This window comes from Kitasatospora sp. NPDC091276 (assembly GCF_040684355.1).
Lineage (GTDB): Bacteria > Actinomycetota > Actinomycetes > Streptomycetales > Streptomycetaceae > Kitasatospora.
In genome coordinates this window covers 145,492-161,159 of the sequence record NZ_JBFBFU010000021.1, presented here as the reverse complement: position 1 = coordinate 161,159, position 15,668 = coordinate 145,492, and the positions used below count along the sequence as shown (strand labels likewise).

At 72.0% G+C, this 15,668-nt stretch carries 13 protein-coding genes and 1 tRNA gene; 7 read left to right on the top strand and 7 right to left on the bottom strand.

Annotation, left to right across the window (positions count from 1 at the left end; genetic code table 11):
* The first annotated feature begins 87 nt into the window (after positions 1-87).
* The 4 genes from AB0O19_RS25840 to AB0O19_RS25825 all read left to right on the top strand — a co-directional run bounded on the left by AB0O19_RS25840 (position 88) and on the right by AB0O19_RS25825 (position 4,659).
* Positions 88-2,625: a penicillin acylase family protein gene (locus AB0O19_RS25840; RefSeq protein WP_363622758.1), complete on the top strand. Its 2,538-nt coding sequence runs from the start codon at positions 88-90 to the stop codon at positions 2,623-2,625.
* 5 nt (positions 2,626-2,630) lie between these two features.
* The gene (locus AB0O19_RS25835) at positions 2,631-3,029 is read left to right on the top strand and encodes a hypothetical protein (RefSeq protein WP_363622756.1); all 399 of its coding nucleotides are present in this window, start codon (positions 2,631-2,633) and stop codon (positions 3,027-3,029) included.
* Between the two features lie 275 nt (positions 3,030-3,304).
* Complete coding sequence (locus AB0O19_RS25830) at positions 3,305-4,036, top strand: SMI1/KNR4 family protein (RefSeq protein ID WP_363622754.1); 732 nt, start codon at positions 3,305-3,307, stop codon at positions 4,034-4,036.
* Between the two features lie 230 nt (positions 4,037-4,266).
* Complete coding sequence (locus tag AB0O19_RS25825; RefSeq protein ID WP_363622752.1) at positions 4,267-4,659, top strand: hypothetical protein; 393 nt, start codon at positions 4,267-4,269, stop codon at positions 4,657-4,659.
* Between the two features lie 21 nt (positions 4,660-4,680).
* Here the strand turns inward: AB0O19_RS25825 and AB0O19_RS25820 are convergent, their stop codons facing one another.
* The 4 genes from AB0O19_RS25820 to AB0O19_RS25805 form a co-directional block, all read right to left on the bottom strand.
* Entirely contained in the window at positions 4,681-4,812 is a 132-nt protein-coding gene (locus AB0O19_RS25820; protein WP_363622750.1) for a hypothetical protein, read from the bottom strand.
* Positions 4,813-5,481: 669 nt separating this feature from the next.
* A complete protein-coding gene (locus tag AB0O19_RS25815; protein WP_363622748.1) occupies positions 5,482-6,405 on the bottom strand; it encodes a hypothetical protein in 924 nt (307 codons plus the stop codon).
* A 74-nt stretch (positions 6,406-6,479) separates the two neighbouring features.
* Positions 6,480-6,908 (bottom strand): hypothetical protein, encoded by a 429-nt coding sequence (locus tag AB0O19_RS25810; protein WP_363622746.1) that lies wholly within the window; start codon positions 6,906-6,908, stop codon positions 6,480-6,482.
* 1,670 nt (positions 6,909-8,578) lie between these two features.
* Positions 8,579-9,478 (bottom strand): alpha/beta fold hydrolase, encoded by a 900-nt coding sequence (locus AB0O19_RS25805; RefSeq protein WP_363622745.1) that lies wholly within the window; start codon positions 9,476-9,478, stop codon positions 8,579-8,581.
* 82 nt (positions 9,479-9,560) lie between these two features.
* On the opposite strand from AB0O19_RS25805, the gene AB0O19_RS25800 reads away from it, so the two are divergent.
* Complete coding sequence (locus tag AB0O19_RS25800; RefSeq protein WP_363622743.1) at positions 9,561-10,226, top strand: TetR/AcrR family transcriptional regulator; 666 nt, start codon at positions 9,561-9,563, stop codon at positions 10,224-10,226.
* 40 nt (positions 10,227-10,266) lie between these two features.
* Here the strand turns inward: AB0O19_RS25800 and AB0O19_RS25795 are convergent, their stop codons facing one another.
* The 3 genes from AB0O19_RS25795 to AB0O19_RS25785 are packed head-to-tail and all read right to left on the bottom strand — an operon-like array spanning position 10,267 to position 13,004.
* Positions 10,267-11,727, bottom strand: a complete 1,461-nt coding sequence (locus tag AB0O19_RS25795; protein ID WP_363622741.1) for an MFS transporter — start codon at positions 11,725-11,727, stop codon at positions 10,267-10,269.
* A complete protein-coding gene (locus tag AB0O19_RS25790; RefSeq protein ID WP_363622739.1) occupies positions 11,724-12,578 on the bottom strand; it encodes a glycerophosphodiester phosphodiesterase in 855 nt (284 codons plus the stop codon). The genes AB0O19_RS25795 and AB0O19_RS25790 overlap by 4 nt, the downstream gene beginning before the upstream one ends.
* 48 nt (positions 12,579-12,626) lie before the next feature.
* Positions 12,627-13,004: a hypothetical protein gene (locus tag AB0O19_RS25785; RefSeq protein WP_363622737.1), complete on the bottom strand. Its 378-nt coding sequence runs from the start codon at positions 13,002-13,004 to the stop codon at positions 12,627-12,629.
* A 109-nt stretch (positions 13,005-13,113) separates the two neighbouring features.
* Between AB0O19_RS25785 and AB0O19_RS25780 the strand changes: the two genes are divergently transcribed.
* Positions 13,114-13,185, top strand: a tRNA-Gln gene (locus tag AB0O19_RS25780).
* A gap of 3 nt (positions 13,186-13,188) precedes the next feature.
* Positions 13,189-15,600: a hypothetical protein gene (locus tag AB0O19_RS25775; protein WP_363622735.1), complete on the top strand. Its 2,412-nt coding sequence runs from the start codon at positions 13,189-13,191 to the stop codon at positions 15,598-15,600.
* Positions 15,601-15,668: the final 68 nt, after the last annotated feature.

Here is a 15,668-nt window from a genome sequence, read left to right as displayed (position 1 = left end):
CCTACCCCCGACCCCACCGCACCCGCCCAACCTCGCACCCCTGGAGTCAACTTGCCGCGGCGCATACGCACAGCCACCCACGCGGCGGTGGCAGCCGTAGTCTCCGGCCTGGTCCTCGCGCTGCTCGCGCTGGGCATCGGGCCCGTCCCGGCCCTCGGAACCGCCCTCGTCCCCGGGGCCGGTGCGTGGGACTCCGCCGCCGGCGCCGAACTCCCGCACACCGAGACCCTCACCCTGGCGGGCCTGAACGCGCCGGTGACGGTCGCCTTCGACGACAACGGCGTCCCCACCGTCAAGGCCGCCTCCGACACCGACCTGTTCCAGGCCCAGGGCTACCTGCACGCCCGCTTCCGGCTCGCCCAGCTCGACCTGGAGCGGCGCGCCGGACGCGGACGCCTGGCCGAACTCAACGGGCCCGGGAGCGTCGAGTCCGACCGGTTCGAACTCCAGATGGGACTCCTGCGCACCGCCGAGGCCACGTGGGCCGCCACCGCGCCCGACAGCCCGGCGGGCCGCGCCCTCACCAGCTACACCCGGGGAGTCAACGCCTGGATCTCCGAGCTGCGCCACAACGGGCAGTGGCCGGCGATCTTCTCCCTCACCGGCGTCTACCCGGCCGACTGGACCCCGGTCGACAGCCTGGTCATCCAGGAACTCCTCACCCAGAGCATGGACTTCACCAGCACCCCGCTGGACTACGCGATCTTCCGGGAGTCCCTCGGCGAGGAGCGCACCATGGACTGGTTCCCGGTGCACGCGCCCAACGACCAGCGGCCGTACGACGTCGGACCGTACCGCGACCTCGGCATCGCGCCGCTGCCCGCGAACGTCAACACCGCCGGGCCCGACGGCCAAGCCGCCGCCAACCGGTCGGAGCCGCGCCCCGCGCCCGTCGCCCCCACCGGGAAGCCCGACCCCGCCGGGGAGGCGACCGCGGCCCACACCCTGCTGGACACCATCCGCGCGCTCCCGGCCACCCAGGTCCACACCTTCCCGGACAGCAACGCCTGGGCGGCGAACGGCCCGGCCGTGGCGGGCGGCAACGCGATGCTCGCCGGCGACCCGCACCTGCCGATGACCCTGCCCTCGTACTGGTACCAGATCGCGCTGTCCTCGCCGGAGACCGACGTCACCGGCGCCAGCATGGCCGGCATGCCCGGCGTGCTGATCGGCCGCAACGCCAACATCTCCTGGTCCCTGACCGACGGGCAGAACCAGTCGACGGTCTTCTACAGCGAGCAGACCAGCCCCGACCACCCCGGCCAGTACTTCTGGAACAACGCGTGGCACCCGATGCAGCGGGTGGAGTACACCATCCCGGTCCGGGGCGGCGACACCGAACACCTCGCCGTGGACCTCACCGTGCACGGGCCGGTCCTGACCCGGGCCGGGCAGACCACCTCGGTCAGCTGGATGGGCAACATCCCCTCCCCCGACCTGGCCGTCCTGCTCTCCGTCAACAAGGCCCGCGACTACCAGGAGTTCCGCACCGCGCTCGCCGACTGGCACGCCCCCACGCTCAACTTCGCCTACGCCGACGGCGGCGGCAACATCGGCGTGGTCGCCGCCGGGTACTTCCCCCTCACCAAGGGCGGCAACCCCTGGTTCCCGCTGCCCGGCACCGGCGAGTACGACGTGGTCGGCGCCATCCCCTTCGACGCCACCCCGCAGGTCTACAACCCGCCGAACCACGTGGTCGCGACCGCCAACCAGCGCCCCGTCTCCGCCGACTACCCGTACTACATCGGCACCACGCTCAACGCCTTCGACAACGGCTACCGGGCCAACCGGATCTACCAGTACCTGGAGAGCCACCAGGCGATGACCAGCACGGACTTCACCACCCTGCAGAACGACGTCACGGACTACCTCGCCACCGTCATCCTGCCCCACCTGAAGACCGCCCTGGCCGACCAGAAGCTCGACCCCCGCCAACAGGCCGCCCTCGACGTCCTGAACCGCTGGGACCACACCATGAAACCCGGCGTCGCCGGCGGCCCGATCTGGTGGACCTTCTGGAACGACTACCTGGAGACCACCTTCCAGCCCTGGTGGGACCACGCCAAGGTGCCGGTCGAGCGCGACCGCCTGTACCTCAAGGTCTCCAGCGCCCTGCCCAGCCTCGACGAGAACCTCGAAGCCTGGACCCTGCACGACCCGACCAACCCGGCCTTCACCTCCCCCGGCGGCCCGACCCGCACCGCGACGGACGCCATGCGCACAGCATTCGCCCAGGCCGTCTCCGAACTGTCCCAGGACCTCGGCAACGACCCCGCCACCTGGACCTGGGACCGCGTCCACACCCGGCAGATCCCCTCCCTCACCGGCGCCGAAGCCCTCGGCTACGGCCCCAAGCCCGCCGAGGGCGACCGCTGGACCGTCAACGCGGCCGACGGCGGCATGAACTCCACCTTCGGCCCGAGCTGGCGCATGGTCGTCGACTGGAAGGGCCCGGACACCGCCACCGCGCAGGCCGTCTACCCCGGCGGCCAGAGCGAGAACCCGGCCTCACCCTGGTACCGGAACTTCATCCCGTACTGGTGGGAGGGCCGAAACCCGCCGCTCCTGATGGCCACCGACCAACCCGCCTCCACCAAGGTGTGGACCCTGCGACCGGGAGCCTGACCACCATGACGACCCCCCACCTCCGCACCCTCCTCCGCACCCTCCTCCCCACCCTCCTCGCCACCGTGGTCATAGCCCTCGGCTCCCTCTACTCCCTCTGGTACCTCCCCTTCCTCTGCGGCCTCGCCCTCGGCGCAGTCACCGCCCTGCGCGGCCAACGAGCCCGCACCGCCGTCCTCACCGCCACCACAGCCGCCCTCGCCGGCTGGGCCGCCCCCCTCCTGTGGCGCGCCGCCACCGGCGAAGCCGTGGCCGGCGCCGCCCGCACCCTCGCCGCCCTCGCCGGCCTCCCGGCCCTCGCCTCCCTGATGATCACCGCAACCCTCCTGATCAGCCTCCTCCAAGCCCTCCTGGGCGTTTGGCTGGCCCGCACCACCACCGCCACCCTCCGCCCCACCCCCTGACCCCATCCATCCACCCACCGCAAACGATGTCCCGGCCCGCTCAGCGGCCCGGGCCATCGTCGTTCCGTGGTCTCGGTTTCGGTTTGCCGACCAAGTCGACGGCCTCGGCCGACGTATCCACGGGACTCCGGGCCCACATCCGCCCAGACGGAGCTGAGGTCGAACCCCCCGTCCCAGGTGTTCAGCAGTGCCTCGAATCACCGCCTGAATCAGATCCTCAGCAGCACCCCCGGCCGCCAGGGCCTTGAAACACCAAGGTCATATCCTGGCCGATCATGCAGAGCATTGAATGGGACGGCGTCCGGGAGCGGGTATGCGCGGTGCGCGAGGAGCAGGGGTGGAGCGGGCCGGGGGCTGAGCTGGCTGCGCCGCTGACCGAGATCCAGGTGGTGGAGGCGGAGCGGCAGTTCGGGATCACGTTTCCGGCGGACTACCGGGAGTTCCTGCTGCGGGTGAGTGCGGGTGGACGGTGGCCCAGGGAGTTGCGGCGGGGACCCGACGGATGGCACTGGGCAGAGGACGCGGACACCCAACTGGAGCGGCTGCACGTGCCGTTCCCCGATCACGACACCGCGCTGGCGGCGAGTGACGAGGTGTGGGAGAAGTTCGTACGGGAAGAGGACTACGCCGACCCTGCCGACTTCGAAGCCGCCCGGGACGCTCGGAACGAGGCCGTGGAGGCGGCGGAGCGGGACCGGGTCACGGGCGGTGTGTTTCTGGCGGGCCATGGCCACAACTTCAGCACCCTGCTCATCGTCAGCGGTCCGGATCGCGGCAGTATGTGGTTCGACGGGCGGCCGACCTGCGATCGCCTCAACCCGCTGCTGACGGATGCGGGACGACCGGCCGGCTTCGGTGAGTGGTACATCGACTGGCTGGAACACGAGGAGGGTCTGACGACCCCGGAGCTGGGGAAAGCCGCTCGCGACCAGTGGCACCGCGGTGTCGGCACGCCCATCTGGCTCCGCTGGTTCGACGACTGGGAGGACAACCGCCGCGGCCGGTAGCCCACCGGCCCCGAAGGCGCCGGTCATCGCCGAGGCCATGGCAGTGGCCACGGCAGTGGTGATCGGCAGGGAACGGTCACCAGGCGGCAGTGATGTGAGCAGACTGGAGTGATGAACTCCGGGACAGGGCTTGGCAGCGGCGCTTGGGGCTTTCGCAGCACGGGAAGTCGGACCGGCCGACTTCCCGTGCTGAGAGCGGGATCCGTAAGGCGCTCCCTTAAAATCCCACGGTGAAGATCTGGACGGAGCGCCCTGCCAAAGCCGATGTCGAAGCGGTCTTCTGTCGCTACTTCAGTCTGCTCCGAGCCGGCCGGATCCCCGAGGCCGAGGAACTCGTCGATCACACCTCGGTCCGGCACGTGCTCAGGTCGCTATGGGCCGGCTCGATCGAGGCGAACGCCGACGATGACGAGGCGAGCGGCAGCCCTGCTGTCGACGAGTGGGAGCAGGACCTGTCCTGGCTCCGCGAACTCGATCTCGCGGACTTCCACTGGGGCCACGAGGGCACCGGTTTCTACGTCGAGATCGCCTACCGCGCGCGGATCATCGAGGTGTCATTGAGCTTCTGGGTCAAGCCCACCGACGCCGGCTGGGTCCTCTCGGGGCCTGCCACCCTCTGGTAGGAGGACGAGCAGAAGCGCAGCTCAGACGGTCGTCGACTGGAACTGGTGCGGCATGTTCCAGCCCTCGGCGAGCCTCGACGGGTGAACGTTGGCTCCCCCGCCGAAGAACTCGCAGAACTTCATGATCAGCGGGTCCCAGCCGAGCGGATCCACGTAGTGCGTCCCGGGGATGACGAGGCTCTCCTCGACATGGGCGCGAAGGACCTCGACCTCGAAGGCGGTGGCGTGCGGCTCGGGACCGCCGAAGGGGTGGGCCGAGACGACCTTGCACTCCAGCTGGACCGGGCATTCCGCGACCCTGGGGGGGCCGGACCAGGTCCGACGCCTGCTCGGTCAACTGCGCGACCGAGAACTTCTCCGGCTCGTACCGGTAGCCCTGCTTCACCTTGTAGTCCGCCACGACCGGCTTCCCGGTGGTGAGCGCGATCCGGTCGACGGCATCGACCATCGCCGACGAGGGCAGGTTGAGCACGCACTCGCCTTCCCGCAGCAGGTTCGCGGTGGTCTGGCCGTTGTTGCCGAGACCGAGCATGCAGGACTGGCCCAGCCACCACACCGAGGACATCGGCGCGAGGTTCGCCGTGCCGTCCTCGTTGAGTGAGCTGATCAGCACCACCGGAGTTCCGAAGTACAGGACCTTGAGCCCGGGGACGACGTGCATGCGCTGTGCCTTTCGCGAAGTGCCGGACGAACAGGTCCGCGATCAGGAACACGAACCGTCGCCGACTCTCTCGTGGGCGAGACACCTGCGCTGGCGGAAATGCGACACCGCGTCTCGGCCGAGTGCGGTCGAAGACGGCAGCGACAACGGCAGCGACGACGCTACGGTCCGGGTTCGGGGCGGCCGAGGACGGCGTCCGCTTCGCTGAGCATGCGCCGCCGTTCGGCCAGAACGCCGTCGAACGCGGTGGCGTTCTGCTGGATCAGGGTGCGCTGGACGGTGGTCTCGGCCTCGTTCCAGATCCGGACGAGCCCGGTCTCCTGTTTGCAGGCGACGTCCGCGAGGGCGGTCGTCCGTTCCTCGCCGGTGGCTCGTTCGGACGGCCAGGTGCCGGTCTGCAGCGGTGTCGCGTAGTCGTACCCCGCCCGCTTCATGCACCGGGACCACGCGGTGACGACGGCCACGACCTCCGGCGTCTTCGCCGACCGCTCGAAGGACTCCTGGTTGGCCGACCGGACCACGTAGGCGTCTCCCGGGTAGCCGGGAGTGCCGGTGATCCGCCGCGCGGCGGACTCCTGGCAGCCCTGCGGGCCGGTGAGCGCCTTCATCTGTGCCGGGGAGAGCGGTGCCTGTGTCGGGGCCGGGTGGTCGGGCAGGTGGTAGCCGACGGTGCGGGCGCCGGTGGCGCTGGTCAGACCGTAGCGCCGTTCGTACCGGCCCAGCAGGGGTGCCTGGACGCCGGCCGGGCCGGGCGGTTGGAGGCCGGCGCTTCGCAGGCAGTCGGCGACCAATCGGTCCAGGGCGGTGTGCAACCGGGCCTCGTCGGTGGGCGGGAGGAAGTACGGGTCCAGCGGCAGGGAGATGACGGCGGGGCCGTCGGTGGCGGCCCCGGGTGTGAAATCAGGTGTGAAATCAGGTGTGACCCCGGGTACGGCCTCCGACGTGACGGCGGCGGCGGCGGAGGGCGGCGTGCCGGTGGCGCCCCCTCCGCTCGTGGAAGTGGAGCAGGAGGCGAGCAACAGGCAGCAGGTGACGACAGCTACGAGCGGGGCCGCGAGCGGGGCGGCGAGCCGTGGTGCGTTCATGGTGACGTGGCCTCGAATCTCTGCGCCGCCGGGCCGTCCGACCAGTCGGACGGCCCGGCGGGGTGCTGCTGCGGTCAGCCGTTGACGAGGAACGAGGCGTCCTCGTTCTTCGTCCTCACCAGGTTGCCGTTGCCGCAGGCCACGATGAGGTCCGAGGGCCCGGACCAGTTCTCGTTGTAGAACACCTGGACGTTGCCGACGCAGTGGCCCGGGTACTGGTAGGTCGCGGAGGCCGCGTTGTTCTTCACCGCGGTGCCCTGTCCGGGGCCGGGCGTCAGGAACGCGCCGGCGTTCGCGAGGTTGTCGAAGCCCTTGAACCCGGTGCTCAGGTCCCAACCGGCCACCGAGCCAATCTGGTTGGCGTTGTACCAGAGGCAGAAGGCCCTGGCGCCGAGGCAGTTCGGGTTGTTCGGCGCGGCCTGCGCGGCGGGCGACACGGCCAGCGTCGCGGTGGCCACCGTCCCCGCGAGCAGCAGGGTGGTGAGGATGCGTCGAGTCTTCATGGTCTTCCTCCTGGAGTCCGAACGCCCCGAGGCGGGGCGGATCCCGGTTCGGGTGCGTTTCGGTGCGACGGGTACGGGGGGCCGGTCCATCGGTGCCGCCACGTCCCCCGTTCGTGGCGGTGGTGCCGTCGGCCCCCGGCTCCGTCTTCGGGTTCCCGGTCCGGAACGCCGCCGTGGGGGGCCGCGTCACGGGACCTTGAAGTGTCCGAAGATCCGATGGAGACTCCACCGTGCGGGCTAATTTGATTGTCCATCAACAAAAAACCGACACGGCCCAGGTGAGCGGCGGACAATCCCGCTTCGGCCGCCGGACAGGACCGGACAAAGGGTCGGACAGGACAGGAGGCACGGTGGGTGGTGCTGGACGACCGCAAGGACAGCTCAAGGGAGAGACGGAACAGGCGAACGCCCTGGCCCGGTTCGTACGGGAGGTGACGGGCGGGGCCACGGTCCGCGAGCTCGCTCAGCGGTACCCGGCCGGCAAGACCAGCTGGAGCGAGTACCGCTCCGCGGAGAAGGACATTCCGTGGCACCTGCTCGAACGGCTGGTCCACGACTGCGCGGTGGACCCGCAGGCCCGAACGGTGTTGCTCGTCCGCGCCCGCGCCCTGCACGAGCAGGCCGGCCGGGCGGCGGCCGGGACAGCCCCCTCGCACGCGGAAGGGCGGTCGGCCGCGCGGCAGGCCCTGGAACGGGCCCGGCAGGCGCAGCGCCAGGCCGAGGCGGGCGTGGCCCAGGCCCAGGAACTGATCCGCGTGCTGGTGGCGATCGTGGCCGAACTGCGGGGCGAGCTGAGCGCCGGCACGGAGGACGGGACGGCTCCCGGCGGACGGGTTTCGGACGGCGGGTACGCGGCGCAGTCGCGGCGCTCCCGGCTGCGGGAGGCGACGCGTTGCCTGGCCGAGGTGCGGCGCATCAGGGAGAACGCGCGCCAGGTGCAGCGGACGGCGGGCTGGGAGGAGGATACCGTCGGGCTCCTGGTCGACCAGGAGCGGGCGCGGGCCCAGGAAGACGGTGGTCAGCAGCCGGGTGCGGAGCTGGTGGTGGACGGCGGGGTCCAGGCGCACCTGCCGGTGCTGCGGCGCTTGGAGGCCGACCTCGTGGAGGTACGGGAAGCACTGGCCGACCAGTGCCGGGAGGTGAGCCGGATGGTCCGGCCCACCGCGGCCGGGCCCGGGATTGTCCGCGGCGAACTGGTCCGGGCGCCGGACAACCCGCCGACCAGCCCGCTCGCGCTCGGCCCCCCGCCCACCGGCCCCGCGGTCATCAGCCCCACGGTCAAACGACCCCGGGCAGTCCTGGAGAATCGAGAAGTGGCCGAAAGGCATCCGCTTCGTCAACGGCAACAGCCACCAGTGTCTCGCCGTCTCCTACGGCAGCAGTGCCCCGCACGCCCCACTGATGCAGTACCCGTGCGGAAACTACCCGGACCACTACTGGAGCTACGGCCCACGCCGGTAGCAAAGCAGTCCTCGCCGGCCCGCACGGCCGGGTGGCAGACCGCCCGGGCGACCCGTCTTCCCCCAGGCCTCGGTGGCAGGTCGGCGAACACCCTGTTCAGGCCCGTGCGGCAAGCAGGAGGGCCGCCCCGACGAGGGCAGCCCTTCTGCGGATTCTGCGGATTCTGCGGATTCGGCGTCAGCCGCCAACCCGGCGAGGGAGGCCGCCCGTCAGCTCCGGGTCTCCTGCCGGGAGGAGGTGATGAACTGCAGCAGGTGTTCGTTGACCAGGTCGGGGCGTTCCAGGTTGAGGCCGTGGCCGGCTCGTTGCACGATCTCGGCCCGGACTCCCGGGATCAGCGCGGTGACCCGCTGGAGGACGTGGCGCGGGCGGAGCAGGGCGCTGCGCCTGCCCAGCAGGACGAGGGTGGGCAGGCGGATGGAGCTCAGTTCCTCGTCGGTGAACGGCCTGGCGGCGGGGCGGGTGTTCGGCTTGTAGCTGCGCATGCCGAGCATCAGGGGGGCGATCATCTCGGGCGGCGAGCTGAGTGCGGGGTTGGCGAGCAGGCGCCCGAGCGCGGGGCGCAGCGGCCGCGGGGCGAGCATGCCGAACAGGCCGCCGATCATGTGGGCGTAGAACCGGGCGGGGACCTTCTCGATGCCGCCGGGGTCCATCGGCGCGATCGAGGCGAGGCGTTCGGGTGCGTGGATGGCCTGGTTGAGGGTCAGCCAGCCGCCGTAGGAGAGGCCGACCAGGTGGATGCGGTCGAGTCCGAGCCCGGCGAAGACCTCGCCGAGCCAGGCCGCGTTCTCCTCGGAGCCGGCCGCGACGGCGCGTTGGACGCTGCGGCCGGGGTCGTCGAGCGTGTCGATCGCGTAGACCGGGTGGTGTTCGCCCAGGGCGGCGATCTGCGGGTACCAGTTGGACGGGTGTCCGGCGTGGCCGTGCAGCAGCACGATCGGTTCGCCGGTTTCGGGTCCGTAGTGGTGGACGTGGACGGTGCCGTAGCTGGTTTCGACATCGAGTTCCCGGCGGGGGGCCGGCCACAGCTCCATCGCGCGGTCGTAGGCCTCGAGGAACTTCGTTCGGGCTTTCTCGCTGACGAAGTGTCCGACGCTGGTCCTGGTCATGGTCCCTCCCGGTGCTCGGAATGCACGAAACAGCAGCACTTGATGGTATGTTTGTACCATAAAAACGTCTGGAGGGAACCCGATGCCGAAGCTGGTGGATCACGAGGAGCGGCGGGCCCACATCATCGACGCCCTGCTGCGCACGGCGGCGGACACCGGGCTGCACGCCGTCACCATGCGGTCCGTCGCGATCGAGGCGGGTGTCTCGGTGCGGCTCGTGCAGTACTACTTCGACACCAAGGAGCAGCTGCTGCTCGCGGCGCTCACCCGCCTGGCCGCACGGATGGGCGAGCGGATCCAAGAGCGGGTCCAGGAACGGATCCAGGGACAGGTCGAGGAACGGGTCGAGGAACGGGTCCGCGACCGCGCCGGGGCGGCCGGGCCCTCGGCGTCACCGCGCGACATCGTCGAGGCGGTCCTGCTGGAGTCCGTGCCGACGGACGAGGAGAGCCGGACCTTCCACCTCGTCTACACCGAGTACGCGGTGCTCTCCATCACCGACCCCGCGCTCGCCGGGCAGTCGTTCCTCGCGGCGCCCAACGAGATGGAGGACTTCCTGGTCGGCCAGCTGACCGCCGCCCGGCAGGCCGGGGACACCGATCCGCGCATGGACGCCCGCCAGGAGGCCGTCGTCCTCCTGGCGGTCTCCGCCGGCCTGGGCCTGAGCGTCCTCCTCGGCCAGCGGACGGCGGACGACGCGGTGGCGGTCCTGCACTACCACCTCGGCCGGCTCTTCCCCGGCCCGTAAACCCTCGACGGCGACCGAGTGAGCGCCCCCGGCCGAGGCGTCAGAGCCGTTCGGGAACGGGGTTGCCGACGGTTTCGATGGCGCGGCGGACGGGGACCTTCAGCAGGAGGACGAAGCCGATGAGGAAGAAGACCAGCAGGGAGATGATCGCCGAGCGGTAGCTGCCGGTGATCTGGTAGGCGAGGCCGAAGACCAGCGGGCCCATCCAACTGGTGCCGCGGTCACTGACCTTGTAGACGCTGAAGTACTCGGCTTCCCGGCCCGCCGGGATGAGGTGGGAGAACAGCGAGCGCGAGAGCGCCTGGCTGCCGCCGAGCACCAGTCCGATCATGCAGGCCAGGGCGAAGAACCAGACGGGCTGGTGGGCGGGCATCAGGTACCCGAGGGCGAGGGTGGCCACCCAGCCGACCAGGGATCCGAGGACGGTCCGCTTGGCGCCGTAGCGGCGGGCGATCCGGCCGAGGAGCAGCGCGCCGCCGATCGCCACGATCTGGACCAGGAGCACGGCGGCGACCAACGAGGTCTGGTCCATGCCGAGTTCCTCGCTGCCGTAGAGCGAGGCCTGGGAGACGACGGTCTGGATGCCGTCGTTGTAGCAGAGGAAGGCGCCCAGGTAGAGCAGCGTGAGCGGGTACTGACGCATTCCGCGCAGGGTGCGGGCGAGTTCGCGCAGGCTGCCGGCGGCGGGCCGGTCCGGCGTGGCGGCGGGCCGGTCCGGCGCAGCCGGGGTACGGCCGGACACGACCGGGGTGCGGTCGGGGGCCGCGCCCGCCCGGGAGGGCAGCCGCAGCATCGGGACGATCGTGAACAGCGCCCACCACAGGCCGGCCGAGGCCAGGCAGATCCGCACGGCGGTGCCGGAGGACAGGCCGAGCGCGTCGTGGCCCTGGAACAGCGCCAGGTTGGCGATCAGCAGCAGTCCGCCGCCCGCGTAGCCGTAGGCCCAGCCCTTGGAGGAGACCGCGTCGCGCTCGTCGGGGGTGGCCAGGCCGGGGAGGTAGGCGTAGGAGAGGGCGACCGACACCGCGTACGCGATGTTGGCGACCACCAGCAGTGCGCCGCCGAGGAGGTAGCGGTCGCCGTCGAGGAGGAACATCCCCATCGTGGCGACCGCGCCGACGTAGGCGAAGCCGCACATCAGCTCCTTGTGCCGCCCGGTGCGGTCCGCGACCGTGCCGGTCAGCAGCATCGCCGCGACCGAGAGCAGCACGGAGAAGGAGACCGTGTACGGGAAGAACGACCCGGCGCGCACCGACAGTCCGAGCGGGTGCACGTCGCCGGCCGCGTCGGCGGCGTTCTTGGCGACGGTCGTCAGGTACGGCCCGAGGAACACCGTCAGGACGGTGGCCGAGAAGGCGGCGTTGGCCCAGTCGTTGATGTACCAGCCGAACCGTATCCGGCGCAGGGCGCTGTCATCGGCGGCGGCCGCCTCGCGCTCCGGCGGGCCGTCCGGCAGATCGTCCGGGAGACGGTCCGGCAGGTTGTCCGTGGTGCTCGTCATGGGGATCCCATCACCGTGCTGGAGCCGGTGCTGCCGTCGCTCCAGCAGCCGCGCTCGCCGAGGACGTCCCGCAGGACGTCTATGCGATCGGCCATGATGCCATCCACACCGAGGCCGAGGAGAGCCCTGATCCGTGTGGGATCGTCCACAGTCCAGACGTGAACCTGGAGGCCGAGGCGGTGGGCGGCGCGCACGAAGGCCCGGTCGACGACCCGGACGCCCCGGTGCCGCTCGGGCACCTGCGCGCACACCCCGGCGAACGGCGCCCCGGCGAACCGCGACCCGAACCGCGCCCCGAACTGTGCCCCGGACCGCGCCCCACGCCCCCGCAGCAGCGGCCCGGCCAGCGAACGCAGCCGCAGCCGGGCCACCTCGCGCGGGCCGAGCGAGGTGGCCAGCCGGGGGCCCGCGGCGGCGCGGACGGCGGCGAGGCGGCTGTCGGAGAAGCCTCCGACGCAGACCCGGTCCCAGGCGCCGGTCCGGCGGATCGTCTCGACCAGCGGCCCGACGGCGGCCGCCGCCTTGACGTCGACGTTGAAGCGGGCCCCGGGGAACGCGTCGAGCAGGTCCTCCAGCAGCGGCACGGGCTCGGTGCCGCCGATCCGGGCCCGCCTGACGGTGGCCCAGGGCAGGTCGGCCACCGCACCGGTGCGGTCGGTGACCCGGTCGAGACGGGTGTCGTGAAAGGCCACCAGTACGCCGTCGCGGGTGGCGTGCACGTCCGTTTCGAGGTAGCGGTACCCGAGGGCGACGGCGGCCGCGAAGGCGGCGAGCGAGTTCTCGGGGTGGCCGAGGTCACCGCCCCGGTGTGCGAAGGCGAGCGGCCCGGGGTGGTCGAGGAAGGGGTGCATGTGGTGCTCCGAGCTGCTGGGATGCGCGTTACAGTATTACGCACCCTGTCAAGCAGTAACGCCGGTACCGCCGGTAACGCCAGCAGTCCCATCAGTGCCATCAGTCCCATCAGTGCCATCAGCACCAGCAGTACCGCTACCGCCCTGATCGTCGACGCGGCGCAGATCGTAGAGGTACGACCTGTCGGCCTTCCAGCTGCGCCAAGGGCCGAGCGGAGGGAGCAGCTCCTGGTCGTCCGTCCGCCCCGCCAGCGGCCCGGAGTTGGCGACCCCGTCGACGCCGACGGTGCACCAGCCCCGCTCCGGCAGCCACCGGCACCACACGTCCAGGTCCACCCGCCTGTACGACGGCCGGCCGTTGAACACGCCGTCCGCGCGGAAGTGGTACACCAGACCGTCCAGGCGGCGAACGAACTCGATCGACACGACGGCTCCCCCCATCGGACACCCGAAGGGCCAGGCTACGCCGCGAGCCCGGCGGAGACAGCGAAAGTGCGTTGCACGGCCGCCGACCTGACGCATAGGCTCACGCCATCGACGTGTAGCTCAGCAGCAGAGCACCGGGCTCTGGACCCGGAGGGCGCAGGGGCGGCACCTGCCACGTCGGCCTATGGACGACGACGCTGACCAGCAGCACCCCACCGGGGCCGGGATATCCGCGCACTACCCGCAGCGCCAACTGGCCCTGGCCCGCGCATTCCTGACCTCGACGGCCCACCCCGACGACAACTCCGACGACAACTCCGACACCGACTCCCACGCCGACGCCGAGACCCGGCGCAACGCCGAGGCCCGGGTCGCCCGCTGGCGCGCCGTGCTCGCCGGGATCGCCGACGGCCGGCTGGCCATCGGCTCGCGCACCCCGGTGGCCGGACTGCCCGCCTGGGTGACGCCCGAGGTCGTACGGGGTGGCTTCGCCACGTCCGCCGCGAGCGCCGAGGGCCCGCTCCAGCCGTACGAGCGCGAGGCTGCGGCCCTGGCCGGGGTGGCGGCCGAGCGCGGGGCGCTCTTCGCGTACTGCCTCACCGAGCCCGGCCTGTCCCGGCTGTACGACCTGCTCGACAGCGGCCGCTACGAGGCCGCCGTGCCGGAGGAGGCGGCGCTGCTGACGGTGGCGTGGCTCGTGCGGGCCGGGGACGCGGCCGGCGCGCTGGAACTCGTCGACGTCCTGGCGCCGTTCGCCGACCGGCTGCGCTTCACCCCCCGGCCGTCCGCGCTGCCCGCGCCGGACGCCGAGGCGGTGCACCGGCGCACGGTCGGCGACGCCGTCACGACCCTCACGGGCCGGCGGCCGAACGCCGCCGTGGAAGCGCAGCGCGAGGCGCTCACCGTCTGGCAGCCCTTCGGCGACCAACTGCTGGCCCACTGGCTGGAGACCGCCGAGGCCGGCCGGGTCCTGGAGCGTACGCCCGACAGCGCCTGGACGGAGCGCGGCGCGATGCTGCTCCGCCGCTACGAGGAACTCGCCGCGGCCCACACCCGCTGCACCAAGCACCGCGATCCGAAGGAGAACCTCGGCATCCTGCGCGGCGCCCTGGCGGAGACCGCCGCCGGCCGGCCGCTGGACGCGCGCCGCCTCGGACTGCTGCGGCACGCGGTGGCATCCATGGTGCGCCGACGCGGCCGGCCGGGCTCCGACCGGCACTCCGAACTGCGCACCCGCCAGGCCGTGCAGGCGGCCCAGCCCTCGCACCACGACCTCGCCCAGCTGGTACTGCGCCGCCTCTCCGGGCTGCCCCAGGAGACGGGCGTGGCCGACGTGTCCCCGCTGGTCGCCGACGTCTCGGCGCGCGAGGCGCACGAGGCGCACGAGACGCACGAGGCACACGCGACCCCCACCGGCCACACCACCCGTCTCCCCGCAGGCACCCCGGTGCCCGCAGCGATCCGACAGGTGGTGGAAGCCGCGCTCAGCGCCCCGATCGACACGCTCGTGGAGCGCGGCATGGTGCCCTCGGCCGAGGTCCTGGCCGAACTGGTCCCGCAGCTCGTCGCCGTGGCCGGCGCCCAGTCCTACCCGGACGAGGCGCTGCGCACCCTGATGGCGGCGAACTACTGGGCGTTCCGCAACCGCCGCTCGCTGCTCCTGAGCGACCTCACCGGGCAGGTGCGGGTCGACGAACTGCCCTGGGTACGGGCGGTGGCCGGACACCGCGTCGGCGAGGACGGCCGCGCACCCGCGCGTACCGCGCTGCGCCGGCTCGGCGAACTGGCCGTGCAGGCGTTCCCCGGCACGCTCCTGCCGAACGCGCTGGTGCGCGAACTCGGCGTGCTCGCCCGGCAGGCCGAGCTCGACGCGCCGTTCGTGGAGGAACTGGCGGCGGACATCTTCACGGGCACCTTCACCCCGAAGTACCTGGCGGCGGCCCGGGCCGCCGCGGAACTGCTCGGTGGCACGCTGTACGAGCGCTACTACGCCATCGACTACGCGGCCGTCCACGACCTCGCGACCGCCGAGGCGGGCAAGCCGAACAGGCCGGGCAGGGCGAACAAGGCCCCGGCGCGAGGCCGACGCCCCCGCTCCTCCCCCGGGTTCACCGAGCTGTGCGCGCAGCGCGCCGAGGTGTCCGGAGGATGGTCGATCGCGTCCAACGGGAAGATCATCGAGCAGGCCCAGATCCTCACCACCCACAACCTGGCCACCCTGGTCACCCGGGTCGGCATCAGCCCCGAGCCGGGCTGGGACGACCTGGCCTGGCGCAGCTTCACCACCGTGTGCCGCGCGACGGCCCGGATCCACGACAACCCGCGGCCGCTGTCCACCATCAAGGACGCGGCGTACGCGTGGCGCCAGCTGGTGTTCCACCTCTCCCTGTGCGAGCCCGCCGCGCAGGCCCGGGTCATCGCCGGACTGCGGGGGGAGGCCGCCCGCCACCCCGCCCACGTCGCGGCCCGTCTCGCCCCCGCCCTGGCCGGCCTGCGCCAGGCCGCCCGCGGCGGCGCCGCGGACGCGGACGCCGGGCGCCGCCTCCTGGGCTGGACCACAGGACCGCACTGGCTCCACCCGGCCCCCAGGACCTGACCACCCGCGCACCGCCCAGGCCGAACCCGCCGCCGCCAGACCAGGAAGCCGTCGGCACCGGCGGGTTC